This window comes from Rhizobium sp. WSM1328, assembly GCF_057653715.1.
On the sequence record NZ_CM172788.1, the window covers coordinates 2,622,338 to 2,642,508 of the forward strand.

A 20,171-nucleotide genomic window follows, 5' to 3' on the forward strand; every position below is an offset into this window, starting at 1 on the left:
ATGACGCCAACGGTATATGGTATCGAATCTCTGGCGGGCATAAGCCTGGATTCAAGCACTCGCCTCAAGTTAAGCGACGGACCGCTTCAGCTTGGTTGGAAGCACTCCGGAATGACTTCGGACTTTATAGCGGAAGTCATGGCTCTGCGGTATTCACGTTCAAGGAAAGACTACGTGCAGGCGCATCATGACATCGGATATCTCAGCAATGAGTTGATCGAAAATGCCGTCAAGTTTCGACAGCCTGGGGAGATCCTCATTGAAGCCGGCATATTCGACGGTACTTTTTTAATAAGGGTGAAAAACACGATCGATGGCGTGACATCCTCTCGCTTTCAGCAACTGCTGCATCGCCTTCAATCGAGGGACCCCGGGGAACTTCTTATTGAGCAAATCGAAACCAATGCCATATCGGCAGAAAGCGGTTCGGGCTTGGGGTTGTTGACCCTTCTGAGCGATTACGATGCAAAAATGGCATGGGCATTCGAAGGGAAAGATAACCAGCGTATCATACTGACGACGACTGCAGCCGTGGCGATGCCGCCCTCCTCCAATCTGTGAGCGAAGAATGGAAATCAGCGACGAAAACTTCCGCGTATGGGCTGAGAAAAACGAGGTCTATTTCGATGGCGTATTCCGGCTGGCAGGACCGGACGCCTATGCCCCCATTTACTCGTTGATATCAGGCCTGCTCCATGAGGGGCACAAGCAGGTGACGTTCAACCTGACGGGTCTCGAGTTCCTCAATTCCTCCGGCATAAATCTCCTGGCCAAGCTGACGATTGAAGCCAGAAAGATGGGCGACCTCCTGCTCGTCGTCAAAGGCACCAGCCAATATCCTTGGCAAGCGAAATCGCTGCCGAATCTCAAGAAGTTACACCCGCTTCTCGATTTGCGCTTGGCGTGATTCTCTATCCAATGCCGTTCGACGCTCTCGTGAAACTCAGCGAGGCGTCCTGCATCAAGCCGACATGTTTTCGATAACGGACCTGCGGCTCCTGCACAAATCCTTAAATGGGAATTGATTGAGAACCGGATCGGCGAGCTGCTTCCAGTTATGCCAAGGTGTGGCCGAGATACCGCCTATCCGTTCGTCAACAGTTCGTGCCACGACGGCCCGACTCAAAGCCGCACGGAAGCGCTCAAGGTTTACCTGAAGTGCAATGAGGGGGACCTGGACTGCCCGGTCCCGGGGGCAAATTAACATCCAGAATATCGAAATTGCGCCAGAGAGCCTCGGGTCCGACCGGACTAAACACCTAGGGAGAATTTCGCCCCGGTTCCTCGGTCTCCCGCCTTCCCGTTCCGTCGGCCGTTCCGACCAGGAATCGTTAAGTATATGAAGCCGTGTAGGACCATTGCCGGGAGCGGCATCGGACCTCGGTCCGATGTGCAACGCGCGATCGCCGTCTAACCTCTCGTATCTGTTCAAGCCGTGCATCTGCACGGCGCTTGATCCGACTTGGAGGAAAACAATGCGGATAGCAACCTTAGCGTCCTTGGCCGCGCTTTCGCTGGCTCTTGCAGCAAGCCCGGCAACGATTGCCGGAATCGACATGACCGCACAGGCAAAGAGCGGTGGAAACGGTGGCGGCAACGGTGGGGGCAATGGCGGCGGTCACGGCGGCAGTGGAAACAGCGGCAACCATGGCAGCAGCAGCCAGGGTAGCGGTTCAACCCATGGCAACTCCAAATCTCAAGGCGTGAAAGGCAAATCCACCGAGGCGGCAAGCAAGTCCAAGTCCGTCAAGGCAGACGAGACCAAAGTCAGCACCAAACAAAAGAACCTGTCGGCGCAACTTGCGGGCCTGAACTCCTTGAAGCGAAACTACAAGGCGTTGATGCATACGTCGGACCCACGCATGACGGCCATCGCGGCCTATGCCGTGGCTTATGCCCAGTATGAACTCGACAATGGAATCGAGCCCGCAGCCGATGACCCTCTGTTGGGAGATCAGGCGCTGGAGGACGCATTGGCTTCTGCCACGAAAACCGGTGAAGTCAGTCCGGCGGTTCTGAGCCAGGCCAAAACCATCTTGGGGGTTGGCGACGCAAACGGGAAGATCGATCAAATCCGCACCTCTCTGGAGAACGCTGCGCCGGCGACATCAGACGAATAGCCGATAAATCAGTTGCGAGCGGTGTGGAGCCGACACGTATGGCTCCACACTAAACTACGAAGAGCATTTCCGTTTTGTTTGAGTACGGAGATGCTCTTTTTTTATCAATTTCAGACGCAGAACCCTTTGCTCGAATTGCTCCAAGATGGCGGTCGATCACCCACCACCTCAAAGTCCCTGTGTCGTGATGAGCCTTCGAGCGTTCGGATAATTCGTTTCAGGTCTGCGGTCACGTTTTTCGTGTCTCGACAACGTCATCGCCGTCGACCGATCCCGTTTTCGGGCGATGGTGTCGCTGTATTGAGAACCATCTGTCGTTCGCGAACCCGCCTTGATCGGACAGAGGCCGGCCTGCGGCCCCTGCCTTGTACGTGAAAGCCGCCTCACTCAGCGAGCTCGATGATCGCGCAGCCGTAGCCTTCGAGATCGAGCCTACCGGCAACGGGCTTTTCGTCATCGAGGAGATCACGGCCAGTGGGAACGCCGCCGATGGCGGCCGGCTGGTCGGTGTAGTTCTGGATGAACAGCAGCCGGCGGTCGTCATTCATCCGCATGGTCACCTCGACGCCCTCGGGAAGCTCGCCGATCAGCGGCTCGATGCCGACGGGTGCAAATAGCCGCTCGGCAAATGCTGCCGTCAGATCCGGGGTGAGATAGGTACCGACATAGACCACCTGCCCCTTGCCGAGCTTGCGCGACGTCGCCATCGGCTGACCCTCGGCATAGCGATTGGACCAGGCCGCGACCACGTCGACATCACTTGCGATCGCCAGGTTTTCATAGAAATAGCCGCCGACCAGTTCGCGGTTGCCGATCTTGAAGCGGCGTTCGCGCCGATGTGATTCCGCCGGCTTGTTCGGCGGAATGACAAGCCCGCCCGAACGCTCCATCACATCGAAGAGCCCGTTGGCGCCGGGAGCGGCGAGACGGCCGAAATCCTCGACACGTACGCCCGTGAGCTGCGACAGCGATGTGCCGGGAGCGGTCTCGCGGATGACGTGGTTGTCTTCGTTGCGGGTACCGGTGCGCGCGCCGATGACTACGGTGCCGCCCTGCTCGGCGAAAGATTTCAGCCTTTCGGTCCATTCGTCCTTCCACATCACCCAATGGGGCACATAGAGCAGCTTCAGCTTGGAAAGATCGTCCTCGGGATGAATGAAACCGCAGGCAATGCCGCGGTCGTAGCAATATTGGTGCAGCAGGATCGCATCGTCCTGCGGGCTCGGCAGGCCGATTGGATAGGTCTTGTGGGCTTCCTGATTATCGAAGTCGGAGCCGGCAATGCCGACATCCATGCGCACATAAGTGCCGAGGATCTTGGGCGCCAACGCGGTCATCTCGGAGGCGAAGCGTTTCGCCTCGTCATACCGATGGCGGGTGACGTCGTCGTGGTCGATGATGCCCATCCAGTAAATCTCCGCGCCGAAATGGGCCGGGCGCCAGCGGAAGAACATCAACCCGTCAGCGCCATGGGCGACCGAGGAAAGTGCCATGCGGCGCAGTTCGCCCGGCTCCGGCGTCAGCGTGCAGAAACCCGGCTGGCTGCCGAAGCCCGATTGCTGCTCGGGAACGATATAGTTGCCGGAAAAACCGCGGCAGATATCGAGATGCAGCGCCTGGACCTTGGCGTGGTTTCCGAGCCGCTGGAACTCGTCGTAGAGCATCGGGTAGATGTCGTAGCCGACGAAATCGAGATCGGTGGTGAACTGGCCGCGAAAGTCGATATCCCTGAGACCGCCGAGATTGTGGAAGACGAACCAGGAGGATTTGACGGCGCGCAGGATCTCCACTTGGTCGTGCTGAAAGCGCGCCGTCGAGAAGGCAAGGAAACGGTGATAATCCTGCAGATGGCCGGGGCTGGGGAAGGTCGGGCCAAACTCGATCGGCAGCACCACCTGGTCGAAGCTGTCATAGGCCGTCGCCCAGAAATCGCCACCCCACGCCGTGTTGAGCTTGCTGATCTCGTCATATCTGCCGGCAAGGAAGGCCTGGAATTCGGTGAGCGTCGCCTTGGAAAAGCTCTCCGGCATGCTGGTGTTCAGCTCGTTGTCGGTCTGCCAGCCGACGACAAACGGATTGTCGCGATAGTGCTCGGCCATCGCTTTGGTGATACGCCGGCTGTGCTCGCGAAAGACCGGGCTTGCCGTGTCGCAATGCTGGCGCGAGCCATGGCTCATTGGTCGGCCCTTGCCGTCGACCCTTAAGATCTCCGGATGCGCCACGGTCAGCCAGCGCGGCGGCGTTGCCGTCGGCGTGCACATGATCGTGTCGATGCCGTAGCGCCCGAGCATGGCGATGGCGCGGTCGAACAGATCGAAATCGAAGGTGCCGAGCTTCGGCTCGAGGATATGCCAGGCGAATTCGGCCATTCTGACCACGTTGAAGCCGGCCTTCGCCATGCGCTCGGCATCGCGCTGCCAGTAGCTTTCATCGACATGTTCGGGATAGTGCGGCGCGCCGACGAGAAAGCGGTCGGTCTTGACGGGGTTCCATACGGAGAGGGTCTTGTCGGACACTGTGGTCTTTCCTGTGTTTATCTGTCGAGGGTGGTCTTGCGGGTGCTGATCGTGCGTCCGCCGTCGGAAGAAAAGAGATAGAGTTCGCTGGCATCGAGCTTCAGCGCCACGTTCTGGTCGGCGGCAAAAGGCGCGACGTAGCTCAGCTGCACCGTTATGTTGCCGGTACCGCTTTCCGAGGCGATGGTCCTGAGATTGCCGGCATCGACATAGAGAATGGTTTCGCGCCCGAGATGTTCGACCAGTCGGACCTGACCGCTGATCGCTCCGCCCTGCGCTCCGTCGGCGACCATCGATATGTTTTCCGGTCTGACACCGAGCGTCAGGCTGGCGCCCTTCGCCAGCACCGTCGTCTCCGCCAGTTCTACCGTCACCGGCACGAGGCCCGGCGCCGAAACCGTGACATTGCGGTCGGACACTTCGTCGACGGTAACGCCGAGGAAGTTCATCCGCGGGGCGCCGAGAAAGCCCGCGACGAAGAGATTGTCAGGGTTGCGGTAGAGTTCGAGCGGTGAGCCGACCTGCTCGATTATCCCCTGGTTCAAGACGACGATCCGGCTCGCCATGGTCATGGCCTCGACCTGGTCGTGGGTGACGTAGACCATGGTGGCGCCGAGCTCGGCATGCAGGCTGCTGAGCTCGACACGCATCTGGGTTCGAAGTGCCGCATCGAGGTTCGACAGCGGCTCGTCGAACAGGAAGACGTCGGGCGAACGGGTGATGGCCCGGCCGATCGCCACGCGCTGCCGCTGCCCGCCGGAGAGCTGCTTCGGCCGCTTCTCCAACTGGTCGGTGATCCTCAGGATCTTGGCGGCGCGCGCTACCGCCGCCTCGATCTCGGCCTTCGGGCGCTTGGCCATGCGCAAACCGAAGCCCATGTTCTCCGCCACCGTCATATGCGGATAGAGCGCGTAGGACTGGAAGACCATGGCGATGCCGCGGTCCCCCGGCTCCTGTTTGCTGACGTCGCGGCCGTTGATCAGGATCTGGCCGGAGGAGATCTCCTCCAGGCCGGCGATCGTTTTCAAAAGCGTGGACTTGCCGCAGCCGGAGGGGCCGACCATGACGATGAACTCGCCTTGCGCTACGGAAAGATCGATGCCGCGCAGCGCGTGATAAGCGCCGTAATTCTTGTTGATCTGTCGGAGTTCGAGACTGGTCATGCGTCCTGGCTCTCTGCTGTTGAAACTTGGAGGTTGAGGAGATCGCTCATCCCTTCACCGCGCCCATCGTCAGGCCGGCGATGAAGTGCCGCTGCATCAGGAAGAACATGACGACGGGCGGCACGGCGACAACGATCGTGCCGGCTGAAATCAGGTTCCAGGCCGAGACCCACTCGCCGCGAAGATTGGCAAGGCCGGCGGTCACAGGCTTGACGGAGTCGCTGACGGTCAGCACCACGGCCCAGAAGTAATCGTTCCAGATGAAGGTGAAGATCAGGATGGCGAGTGCGGCAAGCGCCGGTCGCACCAGCGGGATCGCCACATGCCATAGGGTCTGGAAGGGAGACGCCCCCTCGGCTCGCGCCGCCTGGAACAGTTCATCGGGCAGTGCGGCGATGAAATTGCGCATGAACAGCGTCGCAAAGCCGGTCTGGAAGGCCACATGGAAGATGATCAGCGCCGCCGTCGTATCGATCAAATCGAGCCGGACCATCAGGTCGCGCACCGGGATCATCATGATTTGGTGCGGCAGGAAATTGCCGCCGACGAACAGCGCGAAGATCAGCATGTTGCCGGGAAAGCGGTAGCGCGACAGCACATAGCCGGCGAGCGTGGAGAGCACCAGCACGCCGATCACCGAGGGAATGGTGATCGTCAGGCTGCTAAGGAAGTAGCGGGCCATCGGCGTCTGCGTGAAGACATCAGCATAGTTGTCGATGACGCCGATCCCGGTCGGCCATCCCCATAGATTGCCGCCCATCACATCCTCGGTCGAGCGGAACGAAGTGAGGATGATCGCAAACAGCGGGCAGAGCCAGAGCAGGAGGACGATGACGACGGCGAGCACGTAGAGACGGCGCTGCCAGATGGCGACATCGGGAATGGGACGAGGATACATCAGCCTCCCCTTTCTTCGGTATGGATGATGCGGCTGAGGTACCAGACGATGAAGGCGGCCATGATCACGAACAGCACCGAGGCGATTGCCGCGCCGTAGCCGAAGCGGTAGGAGAAGATTGACTGTTCGAACATCTGGTAGGCGAGAACCGAGGACGAACCGAACGGGCCGCCGTTTGTCATCACCGACACCATGTCGAAGGAGCGAAGCGCCCCGACGACGGTGACGGCAATGGCGATGAAGGTGACCTGGGTCAGTTGCGGCAGCACGATGTGCCACAACATGTTCCAGCCCCGTGCCCCGTCGACGCGCCCGGCACCGATCAGCTCTTCGCTCAAATTGTTGAGACCGGCGAGATAAAGCACCATGCAGAAGGTGATCTGCGGCCAGAGTGCTGCAATCACGATGGCGAAAGTGACGAAATGCTCGTCGGAGAGAACCGCCGGCGCCGTCGCCCCGAACGCCCTGAAGATCAGTGCGAGCAACCCGAACTCCGGCGTATAGACCCATGTGAAGACGACGCCGACCGTCACCGAGGCAAGCACCAGCGGAATGAAGAACAGCGACTTCAGGAAGCGCATGCCGCGGATTTTCTGGTTGACCAGCAGCGCGATGGCGAGCCCGAGAGGTGGTGCCGCCATGAACATCACCAGCCAGATCAAGTTGTTTTTCAGCGACACGTAGAATTGCGGATCGTTATAAAGTTCGACGTAATTGCCGAAGCCGATCCACACCATCGGGCCGAAGCCATCCCAGTCGTGCAGGCTGATCCAGAGGCTCCTGACCGCCGACAGCAGGATGACCGTGAAGAACAGCACGATCGCGGGCGCGATGAGCAAAGTCGGGGTGAGCCACCAACGCTGGCGGCGCCATAACATCAACATCTCAAGAACCTCATTAATACAGGAGCAGACTCATGCGTGCTCCGGGAGCAGAGGCGCACCTCCCCCAAGGGGTGGAGGCATACAGCCTCCACCCCTTGGAAGCAGCGGTTCGCCGCCGCCCCTGGGAGAGCTGCTAGATCTTGTAGATGCGCTTGCGCGTGCCCTCGAGGCGCGTCAGGATGGCCTTGCGCCGGTCGGGTTTGGCCATGAACTCCTGGAAGCCGACGAGGCCGGCCTGCGCCATATCGGGATCGCTGTCGCGGTCGTAATATTGCGACGTGCCCTGCACCGTCTTCATCGTCTCGACAGCGACGTTGACCAGCGGGTCCTTGCTTGGCGGCAGGTCGTGGCGCGGCGGCACATTGCCGCCCGGCTCCAGATAGGCCGCCAGATTCTCCGGCTTGTAGAAATAGGCGAGGAATTCGCGCGCGCCCTGCTTGTTCTTGGCCTTGGCGGGAATGTGGATCGAGTTGACCGAGAATTCCTCGTAGTGGCCGACCTTGGCGTCTAGCACCGGGAAGGTCGCGTAAGAGAGCTGTGGCAGATCTTCGGCGGTGAAAGCCGAGCGCAGGAAAGCGCCGAGGTTCATCATGCCGGCTTTCTTCTGCGCCAGCAGCGCTGCAGCCTCCTGCCAGCCGAAGGACGTATGGTTCTCCGTGAAGAACCCCTTCGAAATCATCGCCTCCCACTGGTCGAAAACCGCTTTCAGCGAGGGATCGAGATAGCTCATCTCGCCGTTCATCAGCGCCATATGCTTGTCGAGGCCGTTGATGCGAAGATTCATCTGGTCGAACCAGCCGGCCGCCGGCCATAATTCCTTGGTGCCGATCGCGACCGGCGTGATGCCCGCGGCCTTGCACTTGTCGCCATAGGCCATGAACTCTTCGGCCGTCTTCGGCACGGTCAGGCCATGCTGCTCGAACACATCCTTGCGATAGAACATGCCCCAGAGCGTGCCGCCGGTGGGGAGGCCGTACTGCTTGCCGTCTTCGGTGACGGCCCCTGCCGTCGCGCCGAGCACGTCCTTATATTTCTCTTTCTCGAAAAGGTCGGAGATATCGTCGAAGAGGCCGCGCTTGACGAAGGCGCGCATGCGGTTGCCCGAAAACCAGGAGCAGACGTCGGGCGCGCCGGCGACGAGATAGTTGCGAATGGCCGTCTTGTGGGCCTCGTGGTCCATATTGTTGATGACGACGTTGACGCCGGCTTCCTTGCTGAAGCCCGCGGCAATCGCCTTCAGCGCATCGAGTGCGGCACCATTGTTTTCGGCGGAGATCATCGTGACCTCCTGGGCCTGCGCGATCGCCGGGATCGGAAAGCTGCCGGTGACCGCTGCGGCGGAAACCAGCCCCGCGCCTTTCAGGAAGCGTCTGCGGGTGGTCGACGGAAATTGCTTCAAAAATGTCATTGAATTCCTCCCAGTTGATCGATCAACATCTCCCGACCGTCGCCTCCTCCATGAAACGACCGACCAGGCATTCAACGCTACGATCCGCTCGGCGATTCCAGCGATAATCCGCTTGGCTGAGTTGATCCGCGGCCGAACTTATGCATAGATCTTTGCAGCTCGCAATAATTAATTTACAAAATTAAGGAATGCATCGTGAAGTTAAAAGGCGACCAGACCACGGCGAGAGCCATGAACCGACGCCTCATCCTCAATCTTCTCCGGCGCGAGGGGCCAAGGAGCCGTGCCGACATCGCGACGGTGATCGGTTTAAGTCCTGCCGCCGTCACCTTCGTCGTCGCCGACCTTCTGGAGGAAGGCATCGTCATCGAAGGGAAGACCGTGCCCGGCCTCACCGGCCGCCGCCCGATCCCGGTGGACATCAACTACGAGCACGCGCTCGCCGTCGGCTTCAAGCTGATGGTCGATTCGGTGGAGTGCGTGGCAACCGACCTCGCCACCAACCCCGTCGCCGCCATGCGGGTAAGCCTCGGCGGCCACGATCCTGACAAGGTTGCCGACCTGCTGGCGAGCACCGTGCCCGAACTGGTGAAGCTCGCCGGCCGGCCGAACGCGAAACTCGCCGGCATCGGCATCTCCATGCCCGGCGTCATCAACCACGAACAGACGGCCTGCGTGCGCAGCTACCGCTTCAAGTGGGACAATGTCCCCCTCGCCTCGCTGGTCGCCAGCCGCGTCCATGTCCCGGTCTGGCTGGAGGACGACACCAACGCTTATGCCATCGCGCAGCAGCTCTTCGGGCTCGGCCGCCAGCATCGCAACATGGCGGTTCTCGCCGTCGGCGTCGGCATCAGCTGCGCACTCGTCATCGACGGCAAGCTCTACCGCGGCGCAAACGGCGCGGCCGGCAAGTTCGGCCACACGCTCTACGAGGAGAATGGCCGGCTCTGCGAATGCGGCAAGCGCGGCTGTCTGATGGCCTATCACTCCGAAATCTCAATGCTCCGGCGCTGGCGGGAAGCGACCGGCCGCGAGGAACTGGGACTGCCGGAATTGTCGGCTGCGCTCGCATCAGGCGATACCACCGCCCTCGCCCTCGTCGCCGATTCCGGCCGCGGCATCGGCACCGCCCTTGCCAATCTCGTCAACATTACCGATCCCGAAGTCATCGTCGCCGGTGGCGAAGCCGTCTCCCTCGGCGACCCTTTCCTGACACCGCTGCGCGAAGCGCTTTCCGCCCGGACCTTCCGGACTGCGCCTCCCCTCCTGCCCGATTGGGAGGACAATTCCTGGGCCCGGGGCGCCGCCGCCCTTGTCACTCAGAAAATATTCGACTTCGAATCCTCCGGCGGCATTACGGACATCGCCAGTCTCGTCGGCGTCAGAACCGCGGGCTCATCATCGGCGGCCTAATTCAGTCAATGGCGTCACTCACGTTTCCTCATTCCTGTGCTTGTCACAGGAACCCAGCCACGGCGCGTCCGCGCCGTGATTGACGCTGCAAGAAAAACTTCCCACGCCCAGGGACCTGAGCATACTGGATCTCTGTGACGAGCACAGAGATGAGGGAGATTGGGTTGGCGGTCTCGCCAACCCCGCGCCGCCCTCCAAATAGGCGTGCCGCAGATACACTGGCTTACAAAAATGCGAGTTTGCCGACACATCTCTGGTTCAATGATCGACTTAAATCCCGATACGGCCAACCGGTCGGAAATGGTCAATTCAGGAAGGATGACGACATGAAAATGATCCAGGCTATCGCGCTCGCCCTTGTTCTCGGCGGCGCAGCCGCAGCACACGCAGAACAGCCGCTGCAGCGCACCGATCTCATCAAGAACGATATCGATGTGCCCGGCCACGAGGCCGTCCAGGTTCGCGTCGATTTCGCGCCGGGCGTTCTCGCACCCAATCATTCGCATCCCGGCGAGGAGATCGCCTTCGTCATCGAGGGAACGCTGGAATACCAGCTCGAAGGCAGCCAGCCGGTTACCCTTAAGGCCGGCCAATCACTGTTCATTCCGTCGGGCGTCGTTCACTCGGCGAAGAACATCGGCAGCGGCAAGGCGTCGGAGCTGGCAACCTACATCGTCCGCAAAGGGGCGCCGCTCGTCGTGCCTGCCAAGTGAACACTTCGTAGAACCCCTCGCCGGATCGGGAGCAGCCCGCTGCAAGAAGCGCTGCTCCCGAACCTTCATCGCGGCTCGCTGCGGCGTACCTGTCGCACTTGCCCAACAACACCAATAACCGGCCGGCGGCATTGTCGGATGGAAGCTATAGCCATTTCGGCACCTCGACGCGCGTATAGCTGCGCAGCTTGTCGATCAGGGCGCTCGCATCCGTGTCGACAGAGATCGAGTGCCTGTGCGCGGCCGGCAGGAACCTCGTCTCGACCATATGGTCGATGAAGCCGAGGAAGGCGTCGAAGAAACCGGCGGAGTTGAGCAGCCCCACGGGTTTGTCGATCTCCGAGAGCTGGTTCATGGTCCAGACCTCCATCAATTCCTCGATCGTGCCGATGCCGCCCGGCAGCGCGATGAAGGCATCGGAAAGCTCGACCATGCGTTCCTTGCGGCTGCGCAGCGTCTCGACGATCTCATGCCTGGTCAGGCCGGCATGCGATTGGCCGCGCTGATGCAGGCTTTCGGTAATGACGCCATGCACGCTGCCGCCGGCTTCCAGGGCGGCGTCGGCGACGACGCCCATCAGGCCCTTGACCGTTCCGCCATAGATGATGGTTATCCCCGCCTCCCCCAGCGCCCCGCCGAGGGCGCGGGCACCGTCGGCAAAGGCCTCCGAAGCGCCGAAATTGGAGCCGCAGAACACTGCGACGGACTTGATTGAACGTATCGTCATCTGAGCCTTCTATCTCCTCACAAGCATTTGCATACACCTAGTCGATTCCGAGCTACGAGTGAGCGTAAAGCGAAGAAAAATGCTCCTCCAGCGCGCGATGTGTGCCGATCCTGGTTTCCGCAGCGGCATGGGAGCCGGCGCCTGTCCCCTGCACCGAGAAGAAGATCAGGTCCTGCAGCCCGATCGTGGCGAGGATGGCTTTCAAATAAGGCGTCAGGAAATCCGGCTGGCGGGCGCGCTCCCCGGAAAACCGCCCGCCCGAGGCGATCGCGATAAAGACGGGGCGGTCGCGTAGCGTGCCTACCTTTCCGGCCGGGCCGATCGTGAAGGTTCGCCGCGCCCGCACGACATGATCGATCCAGGCCTTCAGCGCCGAGGGGACGGTCAGATTGTGCATCGGCGTTCCGATGACCACGAAGTCCGCAGCCTCCAGCTCGCGGATCAGCTCTTCGGACAGGGCCATCGAGCCCTCGCGCGAGACATCCGCCGCCGATGCCTGGGAGATCGCATAGGCCGCGTCGACATGGGCGATCGTGCCATTGCCGATCACCCTCTCGACGACGGTCGCCCCCGGCTCCCTCCGCAGGAGGAAGCCGATAATCGCTTGGGAGAGCCTGTAGCTCTCGGCCGCCTGCCCGCGCGGACTGCAGCACACATGTAGGATTGTCTTCATTGACCTACTCCGAAGTTCTGTCCAAATCCTTTCGCCGCGTTGAAAGAGCGCGATCCGATTTGAAGCGTGGAAGTGGCAATGGTTTTACGAATCTTATGGTCCATCCCAAAGATCCATGAAGGAAGTTTACAACTGGGCCATGATTGCCCTGGCCGAACCGTCATGCCATCATCACCTGCCCATCCATATAAAAAAGGTTGACGAGCCATGACCGGCGCAAGGCCTGGCAATATCCCGCCGCTCGATCCAGCGGCGGCCACGCCGTTTTACCGGCAGATCTACGATCGCTTCCGCGGCGCCATCGCCAGCGGTGTGCTGAAGCCGGGCGACCGGATACCATCGGCACGAGCGCTGACCAAGGAGTTGGGTCTCGCCCGGGGCACCATCGAGGCCGCCTATTCCCTGCTTGCCGCCGAGGGTTATATCCAGGCCCGCGGCCAGGCCGGAACCATCGTCACGCCGGATCTCAAACCGCAAATGCCGGTGTCGAAACCCATCCTGTCGGCCGAGAGCAGCGGCATCGTGCCGACGAGTTTCCGTCCCGACTCGAGCCTGCCCTTCCAGATGGGCCTGCCCGCACTCGATACCTTTCCCCGCAAGATCTGGGCGCGGCTCGGCGCGCGTTGCGTCCGCGCCATGCAGCCGGCTGACATGGTTCACCCTGCCGTTTCCGGCCTGCCGGCCCTTCGCGCCGAGATCGCCGCATACCTGCAGGTCTCGCGCGGCATCTGTTGTTCGCCGTCTCAGGTGTTCGTCACCTCAGGTTATCGCCACACCATCGCGCTGATCGTGCATACCTTGCTGAAGGCTGGCGATCGGGTCTGGCTTGAAAACCCGGGATATCCGCCGACCCGGGAGCTGTTCCGGCATATGCAGATCGCGACCGTGCCCGTGCCGGTCGATCGCGACGGTTTGGTCGTCTCCGACGGCATCAGGCAGGCGCCTGGGGCCTGTGCGGCGGTGGTGACGCCGGCGCACCAGAGCCCGCTCTGCGTCTCGCTCTCCCTGCCGCGGCGCCAGGCGCTGCTGGACTGGGCTGCCGGCAACGACGCCTGGATCATCGAGGACGATTACGACGGCGAATACCGCTATGTCAGCCGTCCCCTGCCGGCCTTGCAGAGCCTGGATCGAGAGGGCCGCGTGCTCTATGCCGGCACCTTCAGCAAGGTGCTGTTTCCAAGCCTCCGGCTTGCCTATCTGATCGCGCCGGAAGCTGAGGTGGCGCGGTTCGAAGAGATGACCGAGGCGATGGCCGCCGGCAGTCCCGAGCTGACGCAGGCAGTCGTCACCGCCTTCATCACCGAGGGCCACTTCGCCAGGCATATCCAGCGCATGCGCAGGCTCTATGCCGAGCGCCGCGAGATGACGGCGGCAGGCCTGGAAAGCGTGCTCGCCGGCCATGTCAGCATCGATTCACAGCCCGGCGGCATGCACCTGATCCTGCGGCTGTTAGGCGAGCGTTCGGACCGCGAGCTCGTGGCCCTTATGCGCAGAGAAGGCCTCTATGCGGAAGCACTGACCGACTGGATGATCGAGGGCGAAGCCGCCCCGGCCCTGCTTCTCAACTTCACCAATATCGACTCTCAGCGCACCGCCGAAACACTGGCAAGGCGGATTTTAAAACTGCTGTGACCCGATGTCATGGCCTAATGCAGAATGCCATTCATGGACCTTCTGATATAGGCCAAGATGCACGACGATGAAGTCCTTCAATCAGAAAGGAACAATCGTCATGAGCAACCGCATCGACTACGCAAAGGCTTCTCCCGAGGGATACCGGGCTTTCGGCGGCGTCTACGTCGCCATCCAGAAAAGCGGCCTGCCGAAGGAACTGGTCGATCTCGCCTATCTCCGGGTGTCTGAGATCAACGGCTGCGCCTTCTGCATCGACATGCACTCCCGCGATCTGCTGAAATCAGGCCTGACGGTGGAGAAGCTGGTATTGGTCGCGGTCTGGCGCGATGCCGGCAACCTGTTCAGCCCCCGCGAACGCGCAGCCCTTGCCTGGGCGGAAACGGTCACGCGCGTCTCCGAAACCGGTATTCCCGATGCGGATTATGCCGCCGCTGCCGCCGAATTCGACGACAAGGAACTTGCCGATCTCACCTATGCGATCGGCCTGATGAACGCCTTCAACCGCTTCGGCATCGCCTTCCGCTCGACACCGGCGGCTGTCGCCAAGGCCTGAAGCTGTCAGGCGGGCGCTCACATATGCGGGCGCCTGCTCCCCTCAGAATAAAGCTCGCCGGCCGCAAGGTTCGGCCCATCAAGGGATTCACAACTATGGCTTGGGCGCTCCTCGGCATCGCCGGCATCCTCGAAATCGGATTCGCCTTCTTCATGAAGTCATCGCTAGGCTTTACCCGGCTGATCCCCACTTTGCTGACCGTCGTAACCGGCCTGTCGAGCGTCTTTCTCCTGTCGATGTCGCTCCGCACGCTGCCTGTCGGCACCGGCTACGCGGTTTGGACCGGCATCGGCGCGGCCGGCACTGCGATCCTCGGCATGGTCGCGCTGGGCGACGCCGCTTCACCGATGCGGCTCTTCTGCATCGCTCTCATCCTGGCTGGCGTGATCGGCCTCAGGCTGGTTTCGGGCAGCTGATCGTCGTGCCGGGTCGAAACCGATCCGAGCGGGCGCGATATCGTTTAGGGACCGCCGTCGCAAGCTTTAGCTCTTGCTGCATCATCGAAGATGTAGCTTCCGGACGTTTGGTCCGAGCAGTGGTCGATTTGGTCGTTTGCGATGAACCCCGACCACACGATGAGGCCGAGACCGGCGACAAAGACCAGTCCTGCCGCAATTCCAAGCGCCTCGAGAACCCGTCGCTCCATCCCGCCTGACACTTTCGCTCACTCTTCCACCGTCCCGACCCGCCAGGCGTCGGTAGCGGCCCTTGCCTTGTTCTTGCGGCTTGCGCTGGTCAATGTCAATTCGCCGCCGGCACCGGGCAGTTCCTGTCGCAGGGTGCCACCTACGACAGCACTGCACTTGCCGCCTCGGCCAAAGTCCCGTCATTTGCATAGTCAGGCTGGTTGGATAAACTCCACGCTCGGGACCACTATCCAGGAGGGACAGTTCGTAATTTGGCTGATCGTGTTGCCCTTCGCAGGAGTCTTTATCGCCGCCTTGATCATGAAGCGAGGGATCAGACTTTGGATATCCATCGCAATCGCGAGCTTAGCAATATTGGTTGGGGCGACCTGCCTACACACCTTCGCCGTCGAGCCTAGCTGTCGGATTGATGAACAGGAGTGTGTGGGAGCGACGGCGATTGCGTGGCTCATAGCCTTTATTTGGAGTGCTCCATGTGTTGGATTCCTCCTTAAGCTTATCGGCCAAATTCGTGAGGGTAACGTCGACGATGAAGACAGCCATCATATTCGACTGTGAATTTCTTTGCCTGGAAGGCTCGCAACGCAGATTTTGGTGCGCGGCCCACGATCCCGATCCTATCATTGCGCAGATCGGAGCCGTCAAGCTTGGCCTCGAGGGCGAGTTTCCGATCCTCGATACGTATAAATCCTATGTTCGGCCCATCGATCGTTTCGGCAAGCGGTATCCGCTCGGTCCCTATTTCACCAATCTGACCGGCATCACCGAAGAGGATATCGACACCCATGGCGTGGTCTTGGAGGATGCCCTTTCCGGCGTCGACAGCTTCTCGGGCGGCGCCCGATTTTGGTCGTGGGGCAAGGACGAGCTGAACATGTTGGCCATTAGCTGCTATGTCGCAGGCATTCAGCCCTCCATCCCGGCTCGCCGCTTCGACAACGCCGTCAAGCTTCTCGTCGCTGCGGGCATGCCGATCGAGGATTTGGCAAAGACGCCCAGCAACAAGCTGGCCGACTATTACCAGGTCGAACATCCTCCATTGCGGGGACATGACGGGCTCGACGACGCTCTGTCGATATCATACGCGCTGCAGCATCTGATGAAGATTGGAAAATTGCAGCCCGAGGTTCTCGATCAAATCTGAGGACAGAGAGAGCGTCATGATCCTCCCTACCGCGCAAACTTGCGAGCGCCGGCGACGCAGAGGATGACGGCAACGGTCACTGCGAGCATTGCCCAGGTCACGGGCTCGTGCAGCAGGGTTGCGGCGAGCGCCAGGCCGAAGAACGGCTGGAGCAGCTGCAGTTGTCCGACGGCGGCGATGCCGCCCTGCGACAGGCCGCGATACCAGAAGATGAAGCCGATCAGCATGGAAAACAGCGAGACATAGGCAAGGCCGAGCAGCGCCGGCGCTTCAATGCCCGAGAAGGTCTCCGGCCGATGAAAAAGCGCGACTGCGACCGTCACCGGCAGCGACAACACGAGCGCCCAGGAAATCACCTGCCACCCGCCGAGCGTGCGCGAAAGCCTGCCGCCTTCGGCATAGCCGAGGCCGCAAACGATGACCGCCGCCAGCATCAGCAGATCGCCGACCGGCGAGGCCGTCAGGCCCTGTGTCAATGCGAATCCCGCCACCAGCGCGCTGCCGAGAACGGAAAAGGCCCAGAATGCCGGCTTCGGCCGTTCTCCGCCACGGATCACGCCGAAGATCGCGGTTGCGAGCGGCAGCAGGCCGATGAAGACGATCGAATGGGCTGAGGTGACATGCTGCAGCGCCAACGCCGTCAGCAGGGGGAAACCGACCACGACGCCGAGCGCGACGACGGCCAGGGAGAGAATATCACCTCGGCTCGGCCGCTTCTCTCTGAAAGCGATCAGCAGGCCGAGGGCGAGGAAGCCGGCGATCGCCGCGCGCGCCACGGTGAGGAAGACGGGATCGAACTGCATCACCGCCACGCGTGTCGCCGGCAGCGATCCGCTGAAGATCACCACCCCGATAAAACCATTGATCCATCCCGATGCCATGCGGTCCATGATGCGCTGCACTCCTTCATTCTCTCACTCTTATCAGCCAACACGGATGGCCATGACAGTGACAGTCTGATACGATTTTGCGAAACTGTAATGGTTCAGAAAGCAATACAGATGAGCGAAGGACGCACACGCGTAGAGATGGTCGTCGCGACGATCAGGCAGCGCATCGCCGGGCGCAGCCTGACGCCGGGCGCAAGGCTACCTTCCGTCCGAGGGCTGGCTGCGACGTTGAAGCTCTCAACTTCGACCGTCGTCGACGCTTACGAACGCTTGATCGCCGAAGGCGCGATCCTGGCGAGACCAGGCTCGGGATTCTACGTCGCCAACCAGGTAGCGCCCTTTGCGCTTGCCGAGGCCGGGCCGAAGCTCGACCGCGCGGTCGACCCGTTCTGGATATCGCGGCAATCGCTGGAGGCCGGCGAAGCCGACCTGAAGCCCGGCTGCGGCTGGCTGCCGCCCTCCTGGCTGCCGGGGGAGGGCATGCGCCGCGGGCTCAGAACACTTTCGCGCGCTGACGGGCCGGCGCTTGCCGACTACGGCTCGCCGCTCGGCCTGCCGCAACTGCGCCAGCTGATTTCCCGCCGCATGGGCGAACGGGGGATCGAAGCCTCCCCGGATCAAATCATGCTGGCCGATTCCGGCACGCAGGCAATCGATCTGCTCTGCCGTTTTCTGTTGGAACCCGGCGACACGGTGCTGGTCGACGATCCCTGCTATTTCAATTTCCATGCATTGCTGCGCGCCCATCGGGCAAAGATCGTCAGCGTGCCCTACACCGCGTCCGGTCCCGACATCGAGCTGTTTGCGCAAGTCGTCGCCGATGAGCGTCCGCGGCTCTACATCACCAACTCCGCCATCCACAATCCGACCGGCGCAACCTTGTCTCCTGTTACGGCTCACCGGGTTCTAAAACTCGCCGACCAGTTCGACCTGACCATCATCGAGGACGATATCTTTGCCGATTTCGAGCACACGCCAGCACCCCGCCTCGCTGCCTTCGACGGGCTCGAGCGCGTCATCCACATCGGCAGCTTCTCGAAAACCCTGTCGGCCTCGGCCCGCTGCGGTTTCGTCGTGGCGAAACCGGAATGGATCGACGGCCTGACAGACCTGAAGATCGCCACCTCCTTCGGCGGCGGCCGGCTGACAGCGGAACTGGTGCTAAACGTCTTGAGCGACGGCAGCTATCGCAAACACATGGAGACGCTGAGACACCGGCTCTCCCGAGCGATGAGTGAGGTCTCGGCCAAGCTGAAGCACCTCGGCATAACGCCCTGGCTGGAGCCCCAGGCCGGAATGTTCCTCTGGTGCCGGCTGCCCGACGGCATCGATGCGGCTGATGTGGCGCGCGCCGCATTGGAAGAGAGGATCGTTTTGGCTCCCGGAAACGCATTCAGCCTGTCGCAATCGGCAACCAATTTCATGCGCTTCAACGTGTCTCAGGCGCTCGATCCAAGGGTGTTCGAGGTGCTGGGTGATGCGCTGGCAAGAAGAGGATAATGGAAAGTGGGCGGTAACGGATCAAGCACCCTCTTCTCGCGGCGTCCACCAACGCTGATTGTTTAGGAACGGTATTCACCAACGTCCCTCATCCTGAGGCTCGTAGCCCGGAGGGCGAAGCCTCGAAGGAGACGCCGCAACGCAGCTCCTTGCATGCGTCCACGCCGGCGCGCCCGCCCCGGTCCTTCGAGGCTCCGGCCCTTGGCCTGCGCACCTCAGCAACCGTGTTGTTGGGGCTGGTTCCATGGGGTTCGTCTTTTAAGAATAGTGTTGATCATGATGATGAGCTTTCGCATGGCGGCGACGATGGCGACCTTGGGCGGTTTGCCCGCGTCGCGCAGCCTTTTGTGGAAGGTCTTGATGGCCGGGTTGCAACGGATGGCCGAGAGCGTAGCCATATAGAGGGCGCATCGGACGGTGGCGCGGCCGCCGGCGATATGGCGTTGTCCACGCCATGTGCCGCTGTCGTGAGCGATGGGGGCGACGCCGACGAGGGCTGCGAGCTTCTTGTCGTCGATGGCGCCGAGTTCGGGCAGTTCGGCGATGAGCACGGCGGCACTGACCTCGCCAATGCCCGGCACGGTCAGCAGCAGATTGCGGCGTGCGGCCATGTCGGGCTCGGCCTCGATGGCGAGCGCGATGGCGGCATCGACGCGGGCGAGCTGAGCCCTGAGGGCGGCGAGGGTCTCGCCAATCAGCGCTGCGACGGCCTCAGGCGCATGCTCGAGGCGGTTCTTCTCGGCGACCGCCATGTCGATGAGTTGGCGACGGCGGGTGACAAGCGCAGCAAGCGCGATGCGGCCGTCGTCGATATGGGGGATCTGTGCCGGCCGCATCGCTCTGGCGAAGTGGAGCGTGACGCGGGCGTCGACCTGATCGGTCTTGGCCAAACGACCGCTGGCCCTGGCGAAGTCGCGCACCTGGCGGGGATTGACGACGGCGACGGCAATACCGGCGGCCATAAGCGTTCTGACGATTGCCATCTCGTAACCGCCGGTCGCCTCGACGACGACAAGCTCTGCGCCGGCCACTGCCGCAGTGAGTGCGGCACAGCCTGGCGCATTGTTGTCGAAGCGGACAACGGCGCGTTTGCCCTCAACGGCAACGTCGAGATGGGCCTTCGAGACATCGATACCGACCATGAAAGATTGCTGGATATGCATGACTGCTCCTCCTTGCAACGCGGGCTCGAAGCCCAACCAACCGTTCGAGCGAAGACATGGCGACGGAGATGCTTGCTGAGGTACGAGTTCAAGACCCAAGGATGACACGCATCCCCGCCGCACA

At 61.4% G+C, this 20,171-nt stretch carries 19 protein-coding genes; 10 read left to right on the top strand and 9 right to left on the bottom strand.

Annotated elements, in window-relative coordinates; all coding sequences use genetic code 11:
- The 3 genes from AC2444_RS13385 (at position 1) to AC2444_RS13395 (ending at position 2,120) form a co-directional block, all read left to right on the top strand.
- On the top strand, positions 1–561 hold the full coding sequence (locus AC2444_RS13385) for a slr1658 superfamily regulator (RefSeq protein ID WP_012758092.1): 561 nt from the start codon (positions 1–3) through the stop codon (positions 559–561).
- Between the two features lie 7 nt (positions 562–568).
- Positions 569–907 carry a slr1659 superfamily regulator gene (locus AC2444_RS13390; RefSeq protein ID WP_012758093.1) on the top strand — a complete coding sequence of 113 codons (339 nt, stop codon included), beginning with the start codon at positions 569–571 and terminating at the stop codon, positions 905–907.
- Between the two features lie 568 nt (positions 908–1,475).
- Positions 1,476–2,120, top strand: coding sequence for a hypothetical protein (locus tag AC2444_RS13395; RefSeq protein ID WP_012758094.1), 645 nt, complete (start codon positions 1,476–1,478; stop codon positions 2,118–2,120).
- Between the two features lie 383 nt (positions 2,121–2,503).
- Here the strand turns inward: AC2444_RS13395 and AC2444_RS13400 are convergent, their stop codons facing one another.
- The 5 genes from AC2444_RS13400 to AC2444_RS13420 all read right to left on the bottom strand — a co-directional run bounded on the left by AC2444_RS13400 (position 2,504) and on the right by AC2444_RS13420 (position 8,989).
- Positions 2,504–4,636 carry a beta-galactosidase gene (locus AC2444_RS13400; RefSeq protein ID WP_012758095.1) on the bottom strand — a complete coding sequence of 711 codons (2,133 nt, stop codon included), beginning with the start codon at positions 4,634–4,636 and terminating at the stop codon, positions 2,504–2,506.
- A gap of 17 nt (positions 4,637–4,653) precedes the next feature.
- On the bottom strand, positions 4,654–5,799 hold the full coding sequence (locus tag AC2444_RS13405) for an ABC transporter ATP-binding protein (protein WP_012758096.1): 1,146 nt from the start codon (positions 5,797–5,799) through the stop codon (positions 4,654–4,656).
- Positions 5,800–5,845: 46 nt separating this feature from the next.
- Positions 5,846–6,697 (bottom strand): carbohydrate ABC transporter permease, encoded by an 852-nt coding sequence (locus AC2444_RS13410; RefSeq protein WP_012758097.1) that lies wholly within the window; start codon positions 6,695–6,697, stop codon positions 5,846–5,848.
- On the bottom strand, positions 6,697–7,581 hold the full coding sequence (locus AC2444_RS13415; protein ID WP_012758098.1) for a carbohydrate ABC transporter permease: 885 nt from the start codon (positions 7,579–7,581) through the stop codon (positions 6,697–6,699). Before AC2444_RS13415 ends, AC2444_RS13410 begins: the two co-directional genes overlap by 1 nt.
- 133 nt (positions 7,582–7,714) lie before the next feature.
- The gene (locus tag AC2444_RS13420) at positions 7,715–8,989 is read right to left on the bottom strand and encodes an ABC transporter substrate-binding protein (protein ID WP_012758099.1); all 1,275 of its coding nucleotides are present in this window, start codon (positions 8,987–8,989) and stop codon (positions 7,715–7,717) included.
- Between the two features lie 195 nt (positions 8,990–9,184).
- On the opposite strand from AC2444_RS13420, the gene AC2444_RS13425 reads away from it, so the two are divergent.
- The gene (locus AC2444_RS13425) at positions 9,185–10,402 is read left to right on the top strand and encodes an ROK family protein (RefSeq protein ID WP_012758100.1); all 1,218 of its coding nucleotides are present in this window, start codon (positions 9,185–9,187) and stop codon (positions 10,400–10,402) included.
- Between the two features lie 326 nt (positions 10,403–10,728).
- On the top strand, positions 10,729–11,115 hold the full coding sequence (locus AC2444_RS13430; RefSeq protein WP_012758101.1) for a cupin domain-containing protein: 387 nt from the start codon (positions 10,729–10,731) through the stop codon (positions 11,113–11,115).
- Positions 11,116–11,260: 145 nt separating this feature from the next.
- Here AC2444_RS13430 and AC2444_RS13435 read toward each other — a convergent pair whose 3' ends face one another.
- Both AC2444_RS13435 and AC2444_RS13440 read right to left on the bottom strand, forming a co-directional pair.
- A complete protein-coding gene (locus tag AC2444_RS13435) occupies positions 11,261–11,842 on the bottom strand; it encodes an LOG family protein (RefSeq protein ID WP_012758102.1) in 582 nt (193 codons plus the stop codon).
- 52 nt (positions 11,843–11,894) lie between these two features.
- Positions 11,895–12,515, bottom strand: coding sequence for an FMN-dependent NADH-azoreductase (locus AC2444_RS13440; protein ID WP_012758103.1), 621 nt, complete (start codon positions 12,513–12,515; stop codon positions 11,895–11,897).
- 207 nt (positions 12,516–12,722) lie between these two features.
- Here AC2444_RS13440 and pdxR point away from each other — a divergent pair, with 207 nt between their 5' ends.
- From pdxR to AC2444_RS13460, 4 genes are all read left to right on the top strand, one after another.
- The gene (gene pdxR / locus AC2444_RS13445) at positions 12,723–14,147 is read left to right on the top strand and encodes a MocR-like pyridoxine biosynthesis transcription factor PdxR (protein WP_128449178.1); all 1,425 of its coding nucleotides are present in this window, start codon (positions 12,723–12,725) and stop codon (positions 14,145–14,147) included.
- Positions 14,148–14,247: 100 nt separating this feature from the next.
- Positions 14,248–14,703: a carboxymuconolactone decarboxylase family protein gene (locus AC2444_RS13450; RefSeq protein WP_012758104.1), complete on the top strand. Its 456-nt coding sequence runs from the start codon at positions 14,248–14,250 to the stop codon at positions 14,701–14,703.
- Between the two features lie 95 nt (positions 14,704–14,798).
- Positions 14,799–15,119, top strand: coding sequence for a DMT family transporter (locus tag AC2444_RS13455; RefSeq protein ID WP_017994584.1), 321 nt, complete (start codon positions 14,799–14,801; stop codon positions 15,117–15,119).
- Between the two features lie 760 nt (positions 15,120–15,879).
- Positions 15,880–16,494, top strand: a complete 615-nt coding sequence (locus AC2444_RS13460; protein ID WP_012758107.1) for a 3'-5' exonuclease — start codon at positions 15,880–15,882, stop codon at positions 16,492–16,494.
- Between the two features lie 26 nt (positions 16,495–16,520).
- Here AC2444_RS13460 and AC2444_RS13465 read toward each other — a convergent pair whose 3' ends face one another.
- Positions 16,521–17,384: a DMT family transporter gene (locus tag AC2444_RS13465; RefSeq protein WP_012758108.1), complete on the bottom strand. Its 864-nt coding sequence runs from the start codon at positions 17,382–17,384 to the stop codon at positions 16,521–16,523.
- Between the two features lie 90 nt (positions 17,385–17,474).
- On the opposite strand from AC2444_RS13465, the gene AC2444_RS13470 reads away from it, so the two are divergent.
- Entirely contained in the window at positions 17,475–18,884 is a 1,410-nt protein-coding gene (locus tag AC2444_RS13470; RefSeq protein ID WP_012758109.1) for an aminotransferase-like domain-containing protein, read from the top strand.
- A gap of 215 nt (positions 18,885–19,099) precedes the next feature.
- On the opposite strand, the gene AC2444_RS13475 is transcribed toward AC2444_RS13470, so the two are convergent.
- Positions 19,100–20,047, bottom strand: coding sequence for an IS110 family RNA-guided transposase (locus tag AC2444_RS13475; RefSeq protein WP_012755866.1), 948 nt, complete (start codon positions 20,045–20,047; stop codon positions 19,100–19,102).
- Positions 20,048–20,171: the final 124 nt, after the last annotated feature.